Origin of the sequence: Pseudomonas fluorescens (assembly GCF_902498195.1) — a bacterium.
GTDB classification, from domain to species: domain Bacteria; phylum Pseudomonadota; class Gammaproteobacteria; order Pseudomonadales; family Pseudomonadaceae; genus Aquipseudomonas; species Aquipseudomonas fluorescens_BU.
In genome coordinates, this window is record NZ_CABVIY010000001.1 from 590,007 (window position 1) to 609,153 (window position 19,147).

Below are 19,147 nucleotides of genomic sequence, written 5' to 3' on the forward strand. Positions count from 1 at the left end.
CCTATGAACTTCGCACTTTCTGACGAGCTTCTGACACTGCAGGCCAAGGTCAGACACTTCATTGCCAATGAAATCATTCCGCTGGAAAACGACCCGCGCCAAAGCGCCCACGGCCCCTCGCAGGCGCTGCGCCAGGCATTGGTCGAGAAGGCTCGCGCCCATGGGCTGCTGACACCCCATGCGTCCCGTGACATGGGCGGGCTGGGCCTGTCTCATGTGGCCAAGGCGATCCTGTTCGAAGAGGCGGCCTACTCGCCGCTGGGCCCCACGGCGCTGAATATCCACGCGCCGGACGAAGGCAACATTCACCTGATGGAGGTGGTGGCCAGCGAAGCGCAGAAACAGCGCTGGCTGCTGCCGATGGTCCAGGGCCATATCCGCTCCTGCTTCGCGATGACCGAACCGGGACCCGGTGCCGGTTCTGATCCGTCCATGCTGGCCACGACCGCGGTGCGCGACGGTGACGACTACCTCATCAATGGTCGCAAGTGGCTGATCACCGGTGCCGAGGGCGCCAGTTTCGCCATCATCATGGCGCGGATGGAAGACGGCAGCGCCACCATGTTCCTGACCGACACCGACCGACCGGGATTCATCCTCGAACGTATGATGGATTCACTGGACAGTTGCTTTACCGGCGGACACGCCGTGCTGCGTTTCGAAAACCTGCGGATACCGGCCAGCGACGTGCTGGGCGAAATCGGCAAGGGCTTCCGCTATGCCCAGGTGCGCCTGGCGCCGGCACGCCTGACGCACTGCATGCGCTGGCTAGGTCAGGCGCGACGTGCCCACGACGTGGCCTGCGCGCACGCACGGCGTCGGGAATCATTCGGCAAAGTGCTGGGCGAACACCAGGGGGTCGGTTTCATGCTGGCCGACAATGAAATGGACCTGCTGACCACTCGCCTGGCCGTGTGGCATTGCGCCTGGGTCCTGGACCAGGGCGAGCGGGGCAACGTTGAGTCGAGCATGACCAAGGTCATCAGCTCCGAAGGTATCTGGCGGGTGATCGATCGCAGCGTCCAGGTGTTGGGTGGCCAAGGGGTGACCGGGGAAACCATCGTCGACCGGATTTTCCGCGACGCTCGCGGGTTCCGCATCTACGACGGTCCCAACGAGGTGCATCGCATGAGTCTGGCGAAGAAAATCCTGGCCCGTGGCGAGCAAGGAGCCTCCCTATGAACCGCGATCCCTTGCAGTTGTTCGATCTGAGTGGGCGAGTGGTACTGGTGACCGGGGCGTCCAGCGGGCTGGGCCGGCACTTCGCCAAGACCCTGGCCGCCGCCGGCGCCATAGTGGCCGTGGCGGCACGGCGGGTTGACCGACTTGAAGAGCTGGTCCGCGATCTGCAGTTCGAGGGCCACCAGGCGCGCGCCTACGAACTGGACGTCACCTCGCGGGAATCGGTCATCCAGTGCCTGGACGCGATCGTGGCTGACTGGGACGGGCTGGATGTGGTCGTCAACAACGCCGGCATCAGCGACACCAAGCGTGTCCTCGAATACACCGATGCCGACTGGCAGGCCATCCTCGACACCAACCTGAAGGGCGCCTGGATGGTCGCCCAAGAGGCCGCGAGGCGCATGGTTGCCGCAGGCCGGCCGGGGAGCCTGATCAATATCACCTCTATCCTGGCCAGCCGGGTCGGGGGCGGGGTGGGGCCTTACTGCGCCGCCAAGGCGGGCTTGAGCCACCTGACCCGCTCAATGGCGCTCGAACTCGCGCGTCACGGCATTCGGGTCAACGCCCTCGCACCGGGCTACGTGGCGACCGAAATCAATCAGGGGTTTCTGAGCAGCGAGGCGGGCGAGCGGCTGCGCGCGCGCATTCCTTCGCGCACTTTTTGCCAGTGCGAAGACCTGGACGGCGCGCTGTTGTTGCTGGCTTCAGCGGCAGGCAAAGGCATGACCGGGACAGAAATCACCGTCGACGGCGGCCATGCCTGCTCAGGCCTGTGAGCGTGTTGTGGAAGAGGGAAAGTCAATGATCACCGCGATTGTTCAGTTCACCGTCGATACGCCCTTGACCCCTGCCATGGCCCAGCAGCTGTTTGAGGCCAGTGCGCCGAACTACCGGGGGGTCGAGGGTCTGCTGCGCAAGTATTACTTGTTGTCGGACGACGGGTTGACGGTCGGTGGCTGTTACCTCTGGGAGAGCCGCGCACAAGCCGAGGCGCAGTACTCGCCAGGCTGGCGAGCGTTGGTGGAACAGCGCTATGGCTCCGTGCCCAGCGTGCAGTACTTTTCCACGCCGGTGGTGGTGGACAATACCCCCGGCGCCTGCCGCCATCCCTGAACGCCGACAGGCCGTGCCATGGACGGCCGGGAGAGAGTAGTCGTTCTCTCCCGGCCGGTTCCAATTCGTTGCGCCTGATCAGGTCCGTTTCAGGTAGTCGTGAACCACCTTGCCCGGTTCCAGCAGATAGTTCCCCAGCGTGTGGCGCACGGAGACAATCTCCCGGATGGGCAGCGCCGCAATCGGCACCGCTTCGTGATTGAACAGGTCCAGGCTCGCGGCGCCGGTCCAGGCCTCTTTCAGATCGACAGTCGAATACTCGAACCTGACCAGCTCGGCGATCCTTGGCGTCTTGCCGTCGACGTCGGGAATGATTTTAAGTACGACGCCGGGTACCCGCATCGCTTTGGTCGCCTCGGCCAGATCAACCTTCCTGGACTTGTAGGCCATGCTCGCGCGGGCAACCACTGCGCCATCGTATTCCAGGGTCCCGATATACGATTCGTTGTTTTGCCCAACCCGCGGGTGACCGAATTTCTTCGGCAATCCCCAGACCTCCCGTCCCAGCATGATGGCAGTGACATTCTCCGCGACCATCAGCGGACGAAAGCTCACGGCTTCATCCCCCAGGAAACAGGAGATGCTCTGGGCGAACTCGTAATAGTCACCGATCCCCGGGGCGACCATGGACAGAAACGAAAGGCTGACGATGGGGTCCTTGACCACCAGCGGCTCGGGCACCAGCGCGCGTACCAGGTCCAGGTCCGTTCGATAACTGATGGTGAGCGAGGGGCGGTCGAGGAAGGCACTGGGCGGCTGGGCGTAGGCGGGTGCGTGAAGGGGCATGGCAAACGCTTTCTGGCGCACGCCTTCCGGCGTCAGCGGTGTTCCGCCAATCGAGTCTGGAAGGAATATCCCTCCCGTGGAACTCCCCACCGATGACTGTGCAAAAAGGGGGCTCGCAGCGGCGGCCAGTCCGACCCCCGCGGTGACCAGCACATCCCTGCGCGAGAGGTTTATGGGAAGGTTCATGGTTGCGTCTCCGGTTTGATGGACAGGTTTCAGGCATCGATCAGCCTGTGGGCTGATGGAATGTGAAGGGGGACCGGAGCAATGCGTATGCCAAGCGCTCAGAAGGGGATGTCCGGATCCGTTATTCAAGAAAATACTGATGTAAAACAACAAGATAACTACTTTTTTTGAGCGAGGTGTGATCATTGGGATTTGAAAAAAAGCCTTTTTTTTTCAGAGTTGGAAGACGGATTTCAGAGATGAATGGCCATGGGTGCGCACTGCCCATGCACTTTTATAAAGCGCAGTGAAGGGCAGGGTGCACCAGTCAGAAGCGGCTGGCCTCTCAACGGGCTCTTCCTTCAAGCAGATTTGCCGTTGCGGTGCCGGGGGGTGTCATCCCTGCGGATCGCGCCCGGACAGGCCTCTGGAACAGGGCTTTCAAAGGGTTTGCCGGCGCACCACCCGCGCTGCTGATTGCACAAGGCAGCGCCGCTCGGCACCGACTGGCACAAACACTGCATTCACCTTCTCAAGCCCATCCGAACGCGATGGGCAGCCCTCTCGGTCAACGACGATCGATCAACCGCACAGGTCGTGGGCAATATCGGTGGATCAGGCATGGCCGTCTGGTTTCAACACCGCAAAAGAACAGGCAAAGACGCCTGGAACCGCAAGGTTTCAGGCGTTTTTTTTGCTTTTTGAACCGTGATGGGCAGGGTCGAATATGAATTCCAATGTAGCCACGTTGAACAAGCAGCAAACGCTGGTCGTGATCGGCAATGGCATGGTCGGACACCATTGTGTCGAACAGTTGATCGAGCGCGGGGCCCTTGGGCGGTATCGCTTGCACGTGTTCAGCGAAGAGCCGATGCGTGCCTACGACCGTGTGCACCTGTCCGAGTATTTCACCGGGCGCGATGCCGAATCGCTGGCACTGAGTGACGCCTCGCTGTACCAGACGCCCGGCGTCACCCTGCACCTGGGCGTGCCGGTACTGGAAATCGACCGCGAGCGCCGCCAGGTGATCACCGCCCAGGGGTGCGTGGCCTACGACAAACTGGTGCTGGCCACCGGCTCTTATCCGTTCGTGCCGCCGATTGAAGGCGCCGAAGGTGATTCGCGGCTGGTCTACCGCACCCTGGAAGACCTCGACGCCATTCGCGTGGCGGCGACCCATGCGCGGCGCGGTGTGGTGGTCGGCGGTGGCCTGCTCGGCCTTGAAGCGGCCAACGCTTTGAAAAGCCTGGGCCTTGAAGCCCATGTGGTGGAATTCGCCCCGCGCCTGATGCCGGTGCAGCTGGATGATTTGGGCGGCCTGGCGCTCAAGGCGCAGATCGAGCGGCTGGGCGTCGGCGTGCACCTGTCCCGCGCCACGCAGTCGATCAGCGCGGGCGAGGACTATCGCTACCGGATGAATTTTGCCAACGACGAGTTCCTCGAAACCGACCTGGTGGTGTTCTCCGCCGGCATCCGGGCCCAGGACGCATTGGCCCGTCAATGCGCGCTGGAGATCGGCCCGCGCGGTGGCGTGGTGATCGACGACACTTGCTTGAGCTGCGACCCGCACATCTACGCCATTGGTGAATGCGCTTCATGGAACGGCAGCCTGTTCGGCCTGGTTGCCCCCGGCTACCAGATGGCGCGCAGCGTCGCGGCGCGGCTGTGTGACGACGTCGCCGAACCGTTCCGGGGCGCCGACATGTCGACCAAGCTCAAGCTGCTGGGGGTCGATGTCGGCTCCATCGGCGATGCCCACGCCAACACGCCGGGCGCGCGCAGTTATCAGTTCATCGACGAGACCACTGCCAGCTATCGGCGCCTGGTGGTCGACGCCACGGGCAAGCACGTGCTCGGTGCAGTGCTGATCGGTGACAACAGCTATTACGACACGCTGCTGCAATACATGCAGAACGCGATTGCCTTGCCCGCCGAACCGGCCGCGCTGATCCTGCCATCGTCCGAAGGCGCGCCGACCCTCGGCCCTGGCGCCTTGCCGGAAACCGCCACCGTCTGCTCGTGCCACAACGTGACCAAGGGCGCCATCTGCTCGGCCATCGACGGCGGCTGCACCGACCTCGGCCTGCTCAAGTCGCAGACCAAGGCCTGCACCGGCTGCGGCGGCTGCGCCGGGCTGCTCAAGCAAGTCTTCGAACATGAGCTGATTGCCCGTGGCGTCAGCGTCGATAAAAGCCTATGCGAACATTTCGCCTACACCCGCCAGGAGCTGTATGCGCTGGTGCGCGTGGAAGGGGTGATCAGCTTCGAAGAACTGCTGGCCAAGCATGGCCGTGGCCACACCGGTTGCGATGTGTGCAAGCCGGCCGTGGGCAATATTCTGGCCTCGTGCTGGAACCAGCCGATCATGGACCCCTCGCTGGTGCCATTGCAGGACACCAACGACACCTTCATGGCCAACATGCAGAAAAACGGCACTTACTCGGTGGTGCCGCGCATTCCCGGTGGCGAAATCACCGCCGACAAGTTGATTGCCATCGGCGTCGTCGCGAAGAAATACGACCTCTACACCAAGATCACTGGCGGCCAGCGCATCGACCTGTTTGGCGCGCAATTGCATCAATTGCCGGACATCTGGAGCGAGTTGATCGAGGCGGGTTTCGAAACCGGCCACGCCTACGGCAAGTCGACCCGCACGGTGAAATCCTGCGTCGGCAGCACCTGGTGCCGTTACGGCGTGCAGGACAGCGTGCAGATGGCGCTGACAATCGAAGATCGCTACAAGGGCCTGCGCTCACCGCACAAGCTCAAGTTCGCGGTGTCCGGTTGCACCCGTGAATGCGCCGAGGCGCAAAGCAAGGACGTGGGCGTGATCGCCACCGAGAAAGGCTGGAACCTCTACATCGCCGGCAACGGCGGCATGCGTCCGCGCCACGCCGAGCTGTTCGCCACCGACCTGGACGACGCGACGCTGATCCGCTACATCGACCGTTTCCTGATGTTCTACATCCGTACCGCCGACAAATTGCAGCGCACCTCGGTGTGGCGCGAAAGCCTGGAGGGCGGCCTGGATTTCCTCAAGGACGTGATCATCCACGACAGCCTGGGCCTGGGCGATGAGCTCGAGTCGCAGATGCAACTGGTGGTCAACCGTTACGAGTGCGAGTGGGCCAACGCCCTCAAGGACCCGGAAAAACTCAAGCGCTTCCGCACCTTCGTCAACGACAAACGCGCGGACCCGGACATCCACTTTGTCCAGGAACGCGGCCAACGGCGCCCGATCATGGCCGCCGAACTCAACCTGATCCCTGTTACCGAGGAGAGCGTCTGATGAATCAGTCCAATACCCAACGCGTAGAAACCGGTTTGTCGGCGGTCTGGCAATCGGTGTGCAACCAGCAGGACCTGGTCAACGATTCGGGCGTGGTGGTGTGGCTGGACGGCGCGCAGGTGGCGCTGTTCTACCTGCCGGGCAGGGAGGGTCAAAACCTGTTCGCCATCGATAACCACGACCCGCAGTCCGGGGCCAATGTGATCGGTCGCGGCCTGGTCGGCAGCATCAAGGGCGACCTGGTGGTGGCGTCGCCGATCTACAAGCAGCACTTTCGCCTGGAAGACGGCAGTTGCCTGGAATACCCGCAACAGCAGCTGCGGGTCTGGCCGGTGCGGTTGAACGAGGGCAGGGTGGAGGTCGCAGTCATGTGATCCCCCTGTAGGAGCGAGCCTGCTCGCGATGGACGTCAACGATAACGCGCCCCTGTCTGGATAAGCGCGTTGTCCGGGCGTTTTTCGCGAGCAGGCTCGCTCCTACAGAAGAGCGTTCAAACCAACCTTAGGATTTGAACGCTTGTCGTCCTACCAGTACCCATTTCCCGTGTTGTTTCTGCCAGACCTGGAAGTTCTCGATTTCGGTTGGAACCAGCCCTTCGGGCTTGATCGCCTGCGCCGAAAAGTGATGGCGAACCAGTGCAACGTCCCCGGAAACGGTGATGGTCTGGTTCTGCGTCTCAATGCTCTTGAACGCGCTTTTGCCGGTTTCGATGTCGGAAATGAAATCCTTCTTGCCCTGAATTTTACCGCTGGAATGCCCGTAGGTCAGGTTGTCGGCGGTCAGCGCCTGAAGCTGCGCGATGTTCTTGTGCAGCATCGCGTCGGTCAGGTGGTCGACGGCTTGCGCCACATCCTTGTCACTCGAAGCGGAGGCGGCGACGACATAGCCGCTGAACAGGCAGAGAAAACCGACCAGCACTTTAACTTTTTTCATGGGTGTTTCCTTGTTGTTGTAGGTTGTCGTACAACCTAACAGATTTCGCCTGGATTGGAAGATGGCAGGTGGGGGATTGATCGCGGGCGACACCTACCGCATGTCGCCTAATCGCCAAAACCGCTGGCCGTTCTTTCAGTAACTGTCGGGCCCCGCCGATAACCTTTTCAGCAATGGGCTTCGGCCACCTGACAAACGTGCGAAAAGAGGAACCACAGAGTGTCCATAAAACTGCGTTTACTGTTGCTGATCGGTACCAGCGTGCTGACTGCCCTGATCATGGGCCTGGTCAGTTACCTGGGAAATGGCCAGATGGCCGAAGCAGTGCAGGACAATGACGTCGGCATGGCCGCGCTGCGCAATCACCTTGAAGCCGACATGATGCATGACGCGCTGCGTGCCGATGTGTTGTCGGCGATGCTCGTGGGCCTGGGCAAAAGCACCAGCAGCCAGGCCGAGGTGCGCAGCTCCATCGACGAGCACACCGCACACTTTCGAGCAGTGCTCGGCGAAAACCTCAAGTTGCCGGTCAACGACACCCTCAAGACCGCACTGAAGCAAATCAAGCCCAGCCTCGATACCTACATCGGCGCCGCCGAGCGCATCGTCGGCCTGGCCCTGGAAAACCCCGACGCCGCACAGAAAGAACTGAGCAACTTCAACAGCGCGTTCAGCCAGCTGGAAGACCAGATGGCGGCCCTCAGCGAATTGATTGAAAGCAACACGCAGCAGACCAGCGAGGGCACCCGGCAAGCCATCAGCAACGCCAACATCGCCCTCGGTGTCGTGCTCATCGTCAGCCTGTTGCTGCTGTTGGCCCAGGGGCGCTGGGTGACCCTGAGCATCATGGGGCCGTTGCGCACGGCCAGCCGCATCGCCGACAGCATCGCCCATGGCAACCTGAGCGAGCCGATTGTCGAGACCGATCGGCAGGACGAAGCCAGCCGCTTGATCCGCAGCCTGGCCACCATGCAGCGCGATTTGCGCGGCATGATCGAAGTGGTGCGCAGCAACGCCCATGGCGTCAGTGGCATGAGCGAGCGCTTGAGCGACGGCTGCCACGAGGTCGCGGGCAGCAGCCAGCAACAAAGCGTCGCCGCCAGCACCATGGCCGCCGCCGCCAGCGAAATGACCGCGAGCATCGAGGAAATCACCCGGCATGCCGAGCGCGCGCTGAACATGGCCAATCAGGCGGAAGCCCTGGCCAAGGACGGTGGACGGGTGATCCATCAGGTGGTCAACGACATGGACGGCATCGCCCGTTCGGCGCAGCAGTCGGCGCAGGTGATCCGCACGCTGGACAAGGAGTCCGAAGGGATTTTCAGCATCATCCAGGTGATCAAGGGCATTGCCGATCAGACCAACCTGCTGGCGCTCAACGCCGCCATCGAGGCCGCCCGCGCCGGTGAACAGGGACGCGGGTTTGCCGTGGTGGCCGACGAGGTGCGCAGCCTCGCCGGACGCACCAGCGCCTCCACCCAGGAAATCGCCAGCATGGTCTCGCGCATCCAGCAAAGCACCCGCGAAGCGGTGACCAGCATGGAGGCGGGCGTGGCTCAGGTCGACAAAGGCATGGCCGTGACCGCCGACGTCGAACGCGCCATCCGCGAAATCCTCGACGCCACGCTCAGCACCACGCAACTGGTCAACGACATCAGCCGCACCATCGGCGAACAGAGCCTGGCCAGCAATGAAATCGCCCATCAGGTGGAGATGATTGCCGGCATGTCCGAAGGCAACAGCAAGGTGATCGGGCAGACCGCTTCGACCACGGATGAGTTGTCTTTATTGGCAGGGAAGCTGTCGCAGTCGGTGGATCGGTTCAGGCTCTGATCCATCCTTTCAATGTGTATTGCCCTTAAGACCTCCTTCGCGAGCAGGCTCGCTCCCACAGTGGACTTGTGAACACAGGACCCTTGTGGGAGCGGGCTTGCTCGCGAAGGGGCCGTCCGTGAATGCCCGGATTTCACGGACTACACGGAAGCTTCCTGTTCGTCTGAAATTCACGACAATGTTTTTATGTGATGAAAAAAACATTGCAATGCGATCTGCATGCTGTGAATATGTTCGTGCGAATTCAAAAAAACAAAATCGCATGCGGCGCTGATCCCGGTCAGGCCATAACAAAAACGACATAAACACAGGCTTGAAGCCGGCTCTGCCCCTGGCCGGACTTTTCAGCGAAGGAGAGCCTCTCCCGTGAATCGCATACTCAACAGATCTCTGAGTGTCACCCTGCAAGCGCTCGGCGTGGTCGCGCTCAGCGCCGCCGTGGCGCAGGCCCAGGCCGATAGCACATTGCGCGTCGGCCTCAACGCCGACATCCGCAGCACCGAGCCGGGCGTCAACCGTGACGAAAACACCGATACCGTCATGCTGCACATTGTCGAAGGCCTGGTGGCCCATCGCGAGGACGCCTCCGTCGGCCCGCTGTTGGCCAGGGAGGTTCAGGTGTCCGATGACGGCTTGACCTACACCTTCAAGCTGCGCGAAGGGGTGCGCTTCCACAATGGCGCGACGATGAGCGCCGCCGACGTCAAATGGACCTGGTCGCATTACCTCAACCCGCAGACCCAATGGCGCTGCCTGGCGGAGTTCGATGGTCGCGGCGGGGCGAAAATCACCAGCATCACCACCCCCGATCCGCTGACCGTGGTGTTCCAGCTCGACCAGCCCAGCGGACTGTTCCTGGCGTCGATGGCCCGGCCGGATTGCGGCGGTGGCGGCATCTTGCACCCGGATTCGGTCGCGGCGGACGGGCGCTGGAAGGCGCCGATCGGCACCGGCCCGTTCAGCCTCGCACAGTGGAACCCGGGCCAGTCCGTGGAGCTGGCGCGCTTCAAGGATTACAGCGCCCGTGACGAGGCCGGCCCCGACGGTTTTACCGGCAAGAAGCAGGCACTGGTCGACACCGTGCGCTTCATGATCATTCCCGATGCCGCGTCGGCCAAGGCGGCCTTGCTGTCGAACAACATCGACCTGCTGCCGGACATCACCGCCAGTGACGCCCAGGAAGTCAAGGCGCTGCCGGGCATCCAGGTGTCGGTCAGCCCGATCATGGCGATCTGCGGCCTGCTGTTCCAGACCAACGACCCCCTGCTCAAGGACGTGCGCATCCGCCAGGCCATCGCCCATTCGCTGGACTACGGGCAAATGGTCACCGCCCTGTCCAACGGCCTGTCGGAGCCTAACAACTCGGCGATCCCACAAACCAGTCCGTTCTATGACACCGCCGCCAGACAGGGCTACCGCTACGACCCGCAAGAGGCCCAGCGTCTGCTGAAAGAGGCCGGTTACCACGGCCAGCCGATCAAGATGATCGTCAACAAACGCTACCAGCAGATGTTCGACATGGGCGTGCTCAGTCAGGCCATGGCCCAGGCCACCGGTTTGAACATCGAGATGGAAACCCTGGAGTGGGGCACGCAACTGGAGCGTTACCAGAGCGGCAACTACCAGATGATGTCGTTCTCCTATTCGTCGCGACTGGACCCGGCGCTGGGCTTCGATTCGCTGATGGGCGACAAGAGCAAGGAGCCGCGCAAGGTCTGGGATAACCCGCAGGCCCAGGCGTTGCTGCGTGACGCCGTGCGCCAGAGCGACACCGGCAAGCGCCAGGCATTGTTCGACCAGTTGCACCGGATGATGATGCAGGACGCGCCGATGGTGATCATTTACAACGGCACCATCATTGGCGGGCTGCGCGACAGCGTGCGCGGCTACCACTCCTGGCCGGTGGCCAAGCCGCGACTGTGGGGCGTCAGCCTCGCGGCCAAGTAAGGCGGAGCCTGATCATGTTGCGTTTTATCCTGCAAAAACTCGGGATGGCGATACCGACCCTGTTGCTGATTTCGGTGATGGTGTTCGCGTTGATTCGCCTGATCCCCGGCGACCCGGCGCTGCTGATGCTCGGCGATATGGCCGACCCGCAGAGCCTGGCCGACATGCGCCGTAACCTGGGGCTGGATCACACGCTGGTGACCCAGTTCCTGATCTGGTTCAAGGCCGTCCTCAGCGGCGACCTGGGTTTCTCGATCAGCACCCGGCAGGCGGTATTGCCGCTGATCCTGGACCGGTTCAGTGTCAGCGCCGTCATCGTGCTGGTGGCGGTGTTGCTGGCCACGCTGATCGCGGTGCCGGTCGGCCTGATCGCCGCCTGGAAACAGAACAGCGCCCTGGACCTGGGGCTGGTGACCACGGCCACCTTGCTGTTGTCGATCCCCAGCTTCTGGCTCGGGCTGCTGTTGCTTCACGCCTTTGGCATCAAGCTCGGCTGGTTGCCGGTGGTGGGTTACGTGAGTTTTGCCCAGGCGCCGTGGCAAGCCATGAGCTTCCTGGTGCTGCCGGTGGTAACCCTGACGCTGGTGGAGCTGGGCGCGATCACCCGCATGGCCCGGGCCAGCACCATTGAAGTGTTGCGCCTGGAGTACATCGCCCATGCCCGTGCCAAGGGCTTGTCCGAGCGTGCGGTGTTGTGGCGGCATGCCTTGCCTAACGCCTTTGCGCCGACCTGGACCCTGGTCGGGCTGATCCTCGGCAACCTGCTCGGCGGCATTGCGGTGCTGGAAACCGTGTTCACCCTGCCGGGCATCGGCCGGCTGATGGTCGACTCGATTTTCGCCCGCGACTACCCGGTGCTGCAGGGGTGCCTGTTGCTGATCACCTTCATCTATGTGCTGGTCAACCTTTGCGTGGATCTGCTCTACCCACTGTTCGATCCAAGGGTGAAGTTATGAGTTCGAATATCCCTTCGGCCCCTTTCGTGGGCGCCGCGAGCCCACCGCTCAAGAAACCGCGCGCCTGGCCACCGGCCAACGCGCTGATCGGCGGCGGCCTGTTGCTGATCCTGATTGTCCTGGCGCTGCTGGGGCTGGTCTGGACCCCGTTCGATCCGCTGCGCATCGACCTGGTGTCGCGCTTTCAGTCGCCCTCGGCCGTGCATTGGCTGGGCACCGACGAGTTCGGTCGCGATGTGCTCAGCCGCTTGCTGATCGGTGCCCGCACCAGCCTGTGGATCAGCCTGCTGACCGTCACGGTCGCCGTCGTCGCCGGGACGCTGATCGGCATGCTCGCCGGCTACTTGCGCGGCTGGACCGACCGGTTGCTGATGATGTTCAACGATGCGTTGCTGGCGTTTCCGGGGATCCTCATGGCCCTGGGCATCATGGCGATCATCGGCGCCAGCAAGTACGGCATCGTCCTGGCGCTGGGCATCGCCTACACGCCGTCGGTGGTGCGCGTGGTGCGCGGCACGGTGCTGTCGCTGCGTGAGCTGGAGTACATCGAAGCCTCGCGGGTGATCGGCAACTCCGAGCTGTACACCATGCTGCGGCACATCGCGCCCAATTGCCTGGCACCGCTCTGTGTGCTGGCCACCAGCATGTTCGGCTGGGCGCTGCTCTCGGAAAGTGCGCTGAGCTTCCTCGGCCTGGGCGTGCCGCCGCCGGCGGCCACCTGGGGCAACATGCTCGCCACGAGCCGCCCCTACATCGCCTCGGCCCCCTGGCTGGGCGTGTTCCCGGGGCTGTTCATCTGCCTGGCGCTGTTGGCTATCAATCTGTTCGGCGACGCACTGCGTGATCGTCTCGACCCCCGGATGAGGAAATGAGCATGTCATCCCACACTGCGTTGCTGAACGTGCAAAACCTGAAGATTCGCGTGGGCGAGCATGGCCCGCTGGCCGTCGATGACCTGAGCTTCAGCGTCGCGCCGGGCGAGATCGTGGCCCTGGTGGGCGAGTCCGGCAGCGGCAAGACCATGGCCGCGCGGGCGGCCATCGGTTTGCTACCGATGCCGATGCAGGTGTGCGGCGGACGCCTGGATTTCCAGGGCCGCGACCTGGTGACCACCGATACCGCCGGGCTGCGGGCCATCCGTGGCGCAAGCATCGGCATGGTGTTCCAGGAACCGATGGTGTCGCTCAACCCGGCCTTGAAAATCGGCCAGCAGATGAGCGAAGCACTGCAACTGCACACGGACCTGAATGCCGGGCAGATCCGTGAACGCTGCCTGACCATGTTGCGGCGCATCGGCATCAAGGATGCCGAGCGCTGCCTGGAGGCCTACCCGCACCAGTTCTCCGGCGGCATGCGCCAGCGGATCATGCTGGCCTCGGTGATGCTGTTGCGCCCGGCGCTGCTGATTGCCGATGAGCCGACCACGGCGCTCGATTGCCTGGCGCAGCTTGATGTCATCGAGTTGATGCTCGAACTGACCCGCGAGCAGGGCACGGCGATCCTGTTCATCAGCCATGACCTGTCCCTGGTGGCGCGCTATGCCCACAAAGTGGTGGTGATGCGCCACGGCAAATCGGTGGAGCAGGGCACGATCCACGACATCCTGCTGGCGCCGAAGGCCGAGTACACCCGCCAGTTGCTCGAAGCCTTGCCCCGGCGCGGCGCACTGGCACCGCTGCCGGCGAGCAACGGGCCGCTGGTGGAGGTCGACCAGGTGTGCATCGAACACCCCGGTCCGCCATCGTTCTGGGGCAAGCGCCAGCACAAGCGTGTGGTGCATTCGGCGAGCCTTTCGATTGCACCGGGCGAAACCCTGGCGCTGGTCGGTGGCAGTGGCTCGGGCAAGACCACCCTCGGCCGTTCGCTGGTGGGGCTGATCAAGCCTTGCGCCGGTTCGATCCGCTTCAAGGGCGTCGATATCCTCAAGGCGGCCAACCGTACCCATCGCCTGCAATGCCAGATGATTTTCCAGGACCCGTATTCGTCGCTTAATCCACGGATGAAAATCGGCGAGATCCTTGCCGAACCGTTGCGCCACGAACCGGGCCTCAACGCCGCCCAGCGCCGCGAACGGGTGGCGCAGACCCTGCGCGATGTCGGCCTGGCCGATCATTTTGTCGAGCGCTTTCCCCATCAGCTGTCCGGGGGCCAGCGCCAGCGCGTCGCCATCGGCCGGGCCCTGGTGCGCCATCCGCAACTGGTGATCGCCGACGAACCGATCTCCGCCCTGGACATGACCATCCAGAAGCAGATCCTCGAATTGTTCGAGCGTTTGCAGGCCCAGTACGGCTTTGCCTGCCTGTTCATCTCCCATGACCTGGCGGCCGTGGAGCGCATCGCCCACCGGGTGGCGGTGATGCACCAGGGCGAGGTGGTGGAAGTCGGCGGGCGCGAACAGGTCTTCGACCACCCGCGGCATCCGTACACGCGCCAATTGCTGGCGGCGGCCAGCCCGCTGGAAAAACTCGCCGATGGCGGTTACCGGATACGACCGGCCAGCCATTGAAGTAACCGCCTGATTTAACACCCTGATTGCACCCCGCGCGCCCGTCCAAGATTGGCGCGAAGGGGCAAGTCATGTCCGAAAAACAATAAGACCCACTCATACACGACGACTGCCAGGAGCCAAGCAATGAGCAACAACAGCAACCTGAACCTGATCATGACCGGTGTCAGCCTGATGGGCGGGGGCCTGTTCAGTGCCCAGGCCCAGGCTGAATTCATCAAGGACAGCAAGGCCGATCTGGAGTTGAAGAACTACTACTTCAACCGCGATTACCGTGAAGACGCCGGGCAGTCGAAACGCGAGGAATGGGCCCAGGGGTTCATCCTCAACCTGAAGTCGGGCTTCACCGAAGGCACGGTCGGTTTTGGTGTCGACGCGGTCGGCATGCTCGGCCTGAAACTCGATTCCAGCCCCGACCGCTCCGGCTCCGGCCTGCTGTCGCGGGACAACGAGGCCGAGCCCGGCAAGCCGAGCTACGCCAAGCGCGCCCACGACGACTATTCCAAGCTGGGCGTGACCGGGAAAATGCGCCTGGCCAAAAGCGAGTTGCGCAGCGGCTATCTGCTGCCGGACCTGCCCACCCTGCAGCCGAACACCAGCCGGTTGTTCCCGCAGAGCTTCCGCGGCACTCAGCTGACATCGGCGGACATCAAGGACCTGACCCTCACCGGCGGCCAGATCGACCGGACCAAACAGCGTGAGTCCACCGACTACGAAGACATGGGGCTGACCAGCCAGAGCGGTGCCTATAAAAGTTCGGCCAAGAGTGACCAGTTCCGTTTCATGGGCGGCGATTACAAGCTCATGCCGAACCTGGTTTTGACCTATCACTTCGCGCAACTGGAAGACATCTACCAGCAGCACTACGTGGGCCTGAAAAACAGCTTCGCCCTCGGTGGCGGTACGCTGAAAACCGACATCCGTTACTTCGACGCGGACAAGGCCGGCGCCGGCCTGGCGGGCAAGGTCGACAACCGTGCCCTGAGTACACGCATGGCCTACAGCTACAAGGGCCACAGCCTGGGCGGCGGCTATCAGGAGCAATTCGGCGATACGCCTTTCACCTATGTCGATGGCACCAACACCTACCTGTTCTCGGAGTATCAGCTGAGCAACTTCTCCCAGACCAACGAGCGGGTCTGGCATGCGCGCTACGACTTCGACTTTGCGGTGCTGGGGGTTCCGGGGCTGACGTTCTCGACCCGCTGGGCCAAGGGCGACCAGGCCCAGGTGCTGGGCTTTGCCGGCGAGGGGCGAGAGTGGGAGCGCGATATCGACCTGGGCTATGTGTTCCAGTCCGGGGCGCTCAAGGGGGTTTCGCTGCGCTGGCGCAACGGCCTGAGCAAGGCCAACTACCTGCGGGACATGAACGAAAACCGGGTGATCCTGGGTTACACCGTGGCGCTTTGGTGATGAACATGTGGCCGGCAGGATTGGTGGGTTGTGCACCTATCCCCTGTGGGAGCGGGCTTGCTCGCGAAGGCTTTGTGTCAGGCGACGATTGTTTGTCAGGTGTACATATCCATTCCTGCGGTCACGACCACTTAGGGTTTCGCCCTTACGGCGAGGCACTTTTTTCAAACGCCAAAAAAGTACCCAAAAAGGCTTGCGTTCGGCCTCTGGAAACGGGGCAGGTAGATCAAGATCTAAAGCCAAATCAAAAGCTACCCAATACCTGTAGGAGCGAGCCTGCTCGCGAAAAAAGTCCAGGCAACGCGGCCATTCAGACAGGGCTCGTTATCGTTGACGTCCATCGCGAGCAGGCTCGCTCCTACAAGGGATCAGACGCGTCTGCCAAAGTCAGGTCGGCTATCAGGCCGCCTCGCTTGGCTGTTGCGGCACAACCGAGTGCATCAAGCCTTATTGCGCGCCACTCCCATCTTGCTGGCCACCTCCAGGTGCCGGTGCAGCAAGGTCGAAGCCCATTCGTTATCCCCTTGCTCCAGCGCATCGAGAATCGCCAGGTGCTCCCGGCAGGACACCTTCACGCGCTCGACGTTGCTCGCCGAATGAAACTCGGTCAGTCGACGCAAGCGGTTCTGCTGCTGGATCGCTTGCAGGATGTAGGTATTGCCCGACGCCGCCGCGAGCAGTTCGTGAAACTCGGCGTTGCTTTCAAAAAAACGCTGCCCGTCGACCTGGCCTTCGAGCAGTTCGAGCTGGCGCTGGCGGCAGCGACGGAACTGCTCGGCGTTGATCTTGAAGGTCGGCTCCAGCAGCCCGGCCGGCTCCACCAGCATGCGAAAGCGGTAACTCTCGAAGCGCGTCTGCGGGCTGCTCAGGGTCGGCAGGAACATCCAGCCGTGACCGTGCTTGCGCTGCATCACGCCTTCATCGGAGAGCCGCAGCAGGCAGCGGCGCAACACGCTTTTGCCGGCGCCGTAGCGCCTGAGCAGATCGCTTTCGGAGATCTGGTCGGGCAGGACCTGGTTCAGCCGGTCATCGATCAGCCGGGTGTACAGCGCGTCTTCCTCGTTGTGCAGCTCGTCGAACTGCTCCGGCAAAACGCCCGTGGTTTGCAGCGGCACGCGAAAGCCCTGTTGCGGCAATGGCTCGATCAGCTGCTGCTCGGCGAGGTAGGAGAGGGCGCTGCGGATCGGCGAGCGCGACACGCCCAGCCGTTGGCTCAGTTCCACTTCCTTGAGGTGGGTACCGGGTTGCAGGTCGCCGGACTGGATGGCGGAAAGGATCTGGCCGGCGACTTTGGTCTGCAGCGAGGTGAGTTGAGCCATGGCGCGTAGTGGTTCCTGTGACAGGGGAGGGAAGCATACCCGAAAAGCGCGGGGAGCCAGGAGGTCGCCGAAAACTGAATTATAAGCCGCGCAAATACATTTAAGCAGTGATCGTTAAACCAATGTGTGTATTATTTGATATATAAAAACATTGCCGGGCAGAAAAACGGCAATTTTTGAGGATGTTGCGCCATGACCTACATACCCTTGCCCAGAGCCTTGCCCCATGAACGAGGCGTCGACCCTCGCGGGATCGTCGATTTCCTCTCGACCGTCGCCAGCGCCGGCCTGGAACTGCACAGCTTCATGCTCTATCGCCAGGGTGCGGTGGTGGCGGAGGCGTTCTGGCGTCCGTATTCGGCGCGGCGCATGCACGTGCAGCACTCGGCAACCAAGAGCTGGACCGCCACTGGCGTGGGCCTGCTGATCGACGACGGGCGCCTGAAGCTCGAAGACAAAGTGGTCAGTTTCTTCCCCGAGCTGTGCCCGGTGGACATCAGCGCCAACCTGGCGGCCATGACCGTGGAAGACTTGTTGACCATGCGCACCGGCCATCAACGGGGCATTTCCGGCGGCGACTGGCGCAACCTGAAAACCAGCTGGGTCGAGGCCTTCCTGCATGAGCCGGTGGATGAGCCGCCGGGCCAGTCGTTCATCTACAGCAGCGCCACCAGCTTCATGCTGTCGGCGATTGTCACCCAGGTCACCGGGCAGACCCTGCACGCCTTGCTGCAAGAGCGGGTCCTCGACTATCTCGGCCTGGACAAGCTGGAGTGGGACCTGGCGCCCGGTGGCTACAACTCTGGCGGCAACGGCCTGAGCTGCACCACGGAAGACTCGTTGAAGTTCGGTGTGCTGCACCTGAACCGGGGCCAGTGGCAGGGCCGGCAATTGCTGTCTGCGCAGTGGATCGCCGAGGCCGGCCGCAATCAGGTCGAGGATGTGTGGATGGGCGAGTTCGACGGCAAGCAGTACCTGCCGCGCAACAAGGACAGCAACGCCGAGGCGCAACGCGAGGGTTACGGCTACCAGTGGTGGATGACCAAGCACGGCGGTTACTACGCCTCTGGCGTTTTCGGCCAGTACTGCATGGTGCTGCCGGACCAGGACACGGTGATCGCCTTCACCTGCGGCCTGCGCCTGGGTGAACGACGCTTGCAGGCGGCGATCTGGGAACACTTGTTCCCGGCGCTGGGGCGTGAGGCCGCGGATCCCCACACCAGCCAGCAGCAGCTCGACACGCTGATCGATGGCTTGCGCCTGCCCGTGCTGCAAGGCTTGAGTGCCTCGCCGCAAGCCGCTGCCCTGCAAGGACGCTTCGCCGTAGAACCGAACGAAGACGGTGTGCTGGAGTTGGGCTTCGATTTTCGTGACGACTACTGCGACTTCACCCTGGTCGATCACCGTGGGCGCCACAGCCTGCGGGTCGGTTTGCAGCAGCCCGTCGAAACGCAGACCAGCCTCACCGGCAACTACCTGCATCACCAGTACCAGCCGGAGCAGACCCCGGTTATCGCCCAGGGTCGCTGGAGCGCGCAAGGCGAGTGGCGGATGGAGTGGCGTTTCGTCGAAACCGCGTTCGGCGATCACGTCAGTTGCCGATTGGAGGAGGGCCGGCTGCTGTTCGACCGAGGCGTCAACACCAATGCCGGGTCGATGCAACGCCCGACACTCACCGCTACCCGGATCTGACCCTGATTAACTG

15 protein-coding genes and 1 pseudogene are annotated in these 19,147 nt (G+C 62.7%); 13 read left to right on the forward strand and 3 right to left on the reverse strand.

Translation table 11 applies throughout. The annotated features are described in order from the left end of the window. The first annotated feature begins 3 nt into the window (after window positions 1-3). From F8N66_RS02810 to F8N66_RS02820, 3 genes are read left to right on the forward strand one after another with little or no spacing between them, the layout of a single operon-like run. Window positions 4-1,182, forward strand: coding sequence for an acyl-CoA dehydrogenase family protein (locus F8N66_RS02810; RefSeq protein ID WP_150768714.1), 1,179 nt, complete (start codon window positions 4-6; stop codon window positions 1,180-1,182). Continuing rightward, window positions 1,179-1,958 (forward strand): SDR family NAD(P)-dependent oxidoreductase, encoded by a 780-nt coding sequence (locus F8N66_RS02815; protein ID WP_150768715.1) that lies wholly within the window; start codon window positions 1,179-1,181, stop codon window positions 1,956-1,958. Before F8N66_RS02810 ends, F8N66_RS02815 begins: the two co-directional genes overlap by 4 nt. A gap of 25 nt (window positions 1,959-1,983) precedes the next feature. Then, window positions 1,984-2,295 carry a YdhR family protein gene (locus tag F8N66_RS02820; protein WP_150768716.1) on the forward strand — a complete coding sequence of 104 codons (312 nt, stop codon included), beginning with the start codon at window positions 1,984-1,986 and terminating at the stop codon, window positions 2,293-2,295. Window positions 2,296-2,373: 78 nt separating this feature from the next. On the opposite strand, the gene F8N66_RS02825 is transcribed toward F8N66_RS02820, so the two are convergent. Continuing rightward, the gene (locus F8N66_RS02825; RefSeq protein ID WP_191622881.1) at window positions 2,374-3,267 is read right to left on the reverse strand and encodes an acetoacetate decarboxylase; all 894 of its coding nucleotides are present in this window, start codon (window positions 3,265-3,267) and stop codon (window positions 2,374-2,376) included. A gap of 706 nt (window positions 3,268-3,973) precedes the next feature. Here F8N66_RS02825 and nirB point away from each other — a divergent pair. Beyond that, complete coding sequence (gene nirB, locus F8N66_RS02830) at window positions 3,974-6,535, forward strand: nitrite reductase large subunit NirB (protein WP_150768718.1); 2,562 nt, start codon at window positions 3,974-3,976, stop codon at window positions 6,533-6,535. After that, window positions 6,535-6,909 (forward strand): nitrite reductase small subunit NirD, encoded by a 375-nt coding sequence (nirD, locus tag F8N66_RS02835; protein ID WP_150768719.1) that lies wholly within the window; start codon window positions 6,535-6,537, stop codon window positions 6,907-6,909. Before nirB ends, nirD begins: the two co-directional genes overlap by 1 nt. 127 nt (window positions 6,910-7,036) lie before the next feature. Here the strand turns inward: nirD and F8N66_RS02840 are convergent, their stop codons facing one another. Further along, window positions 7,037-7,468 carry a nuclear transport factor 2 family protein gene (locus F8N66_RS02840; RefSeq protein ID WP_150768720.1) on the reverse strand — a complete coding sequence of 144 codons (432 nt, stop codon included), beginning with the start codon at window positions 7,466-7,468 and terminating at the stop codon, window positions 7,037-7,039. Between the two features lie 219 nt (window positions 7,469-7,687). Here F8N66_RS02840 and F8N66_RS32050 point away from each other — a divergent pair. From F8N66_RS32050 to F8N66_RS02870, 7 genes and pseudogenes are all read left to right on the forward strand, one after another. After that, window positions 7,688-8,443: pseudogene (locus F8N66_RS32050) on the forward strand (MCP four helix bundle domain-containing protein); the annotation flags it as partial. 132 nt (window positions 8,444-8,575) lie between these two features. After that, the gene (locus F8N66_RS32055) at window positions 8,576-9,301 is read left to right on the forward strand and encodes a methyl-accepting chemotaxis protein (RefSeq protein WP_412070715.1); all 726 of its coding nucleotides are present in this window, start codon (window positions 8,576-8,578) and stop codon (window positions 9,299-9,301) included. Between the two features lie 390 nt (window positions 9,302-9,691). After that, window positions 9,692-11,248, forward strand: coding sequence for an ABC transporter substrate-binding protein (locus tag F8N66_RS02850; RefSeq protein ID WP_412070716.1), 1,557 nt, complete (start codon window positions 9,692-9,694; stop codon window positions 11,246-11,248). A 14-nt stretch (window positions 11,249-11,262) separates the two neighbouring features. After that, window positions 11,263-12,204, forward strand: coding sequence for an ABC transporter permease (locus F8N66_RS02855; protein WP_150768723.1), 942 nt, complete (start codon window positions 11,263-11,265; stop codon window positions 12,202-12,204). After that, on the forward strand, window positions 12,201-13,076 hold the full coding sequence (locus tag F8N66_RS02860) for an ABC transporter permease (RefSeq protein ID WP_150768724.1): 876 nt from the start codon (window positions 12,201-12,203) through the stop codon (window positions 13,074-13,076). Before F8N66_RS02855 ends, F8N66_RS02860 begins: the two co-directional genes overlap by 4 nt. Window positions 13,077-13,078: 2 nt before the next feature. Beyond that, window positions 13,079-14,710, forward strand: coding sequence for an ABC transporter ATP-binding protein (locus F8N66_RS02865; protein ID WP_150768725.1), 1,632 nt, complete (start codon window positions 13,079-13,081; stop codon window positions 14,708-14,710). Between the two features lie 126 nt (window positions 14,711-14,836). After that, window positions 14,837-16,123, forward strand: coding sequence for an OprD family porin (locus F8N66_RS02870; RefSeq protein WP_150768726.1), 1,287 nt, complete (start codon window positions 14,837-14,839; stop codon window positions 16,121-16,123). A 440-nt stretch (window positions 16,124-16,563) separates the two neighbouring features. Here F8N66_RS02870 and F8N66_RS02875 read toward each other — a convergent pair whose 3' ends face one another. Next, window positions 16,564-17,442 carry a GntR family transcriptional regulator gene (locus F8N66_RS02875; RefSeq protein ID WP_150768727.1) on the reverse strand — a complete coding sequence of 293 codons (879 nt, stop codon included), beginning with the start codon at window positions 17,440-17,442 and terminating at the stop codon, window positions 16,564-16,566. A gap of 192 nt (window positions 17,443-17,634) precedes the next feature. Between F8N66_RS02875 and F8N66_RS02880 the strand changes: the two genes are divergently transcribed. Next, window positions 17,635-19,134: a serine hydrolase domain-containing protein gene (locus F8N66_RS02880; RefSeq protein WP_150768728.1), complete on the forward strand. Its 1,500-nt coding sequence runs from the start codon at window positions 17,635-17,637 to the stop codon at window positions 19,132-19,134. Window positions 19,135-19,147: the final 13 nt, after the last annotated feature.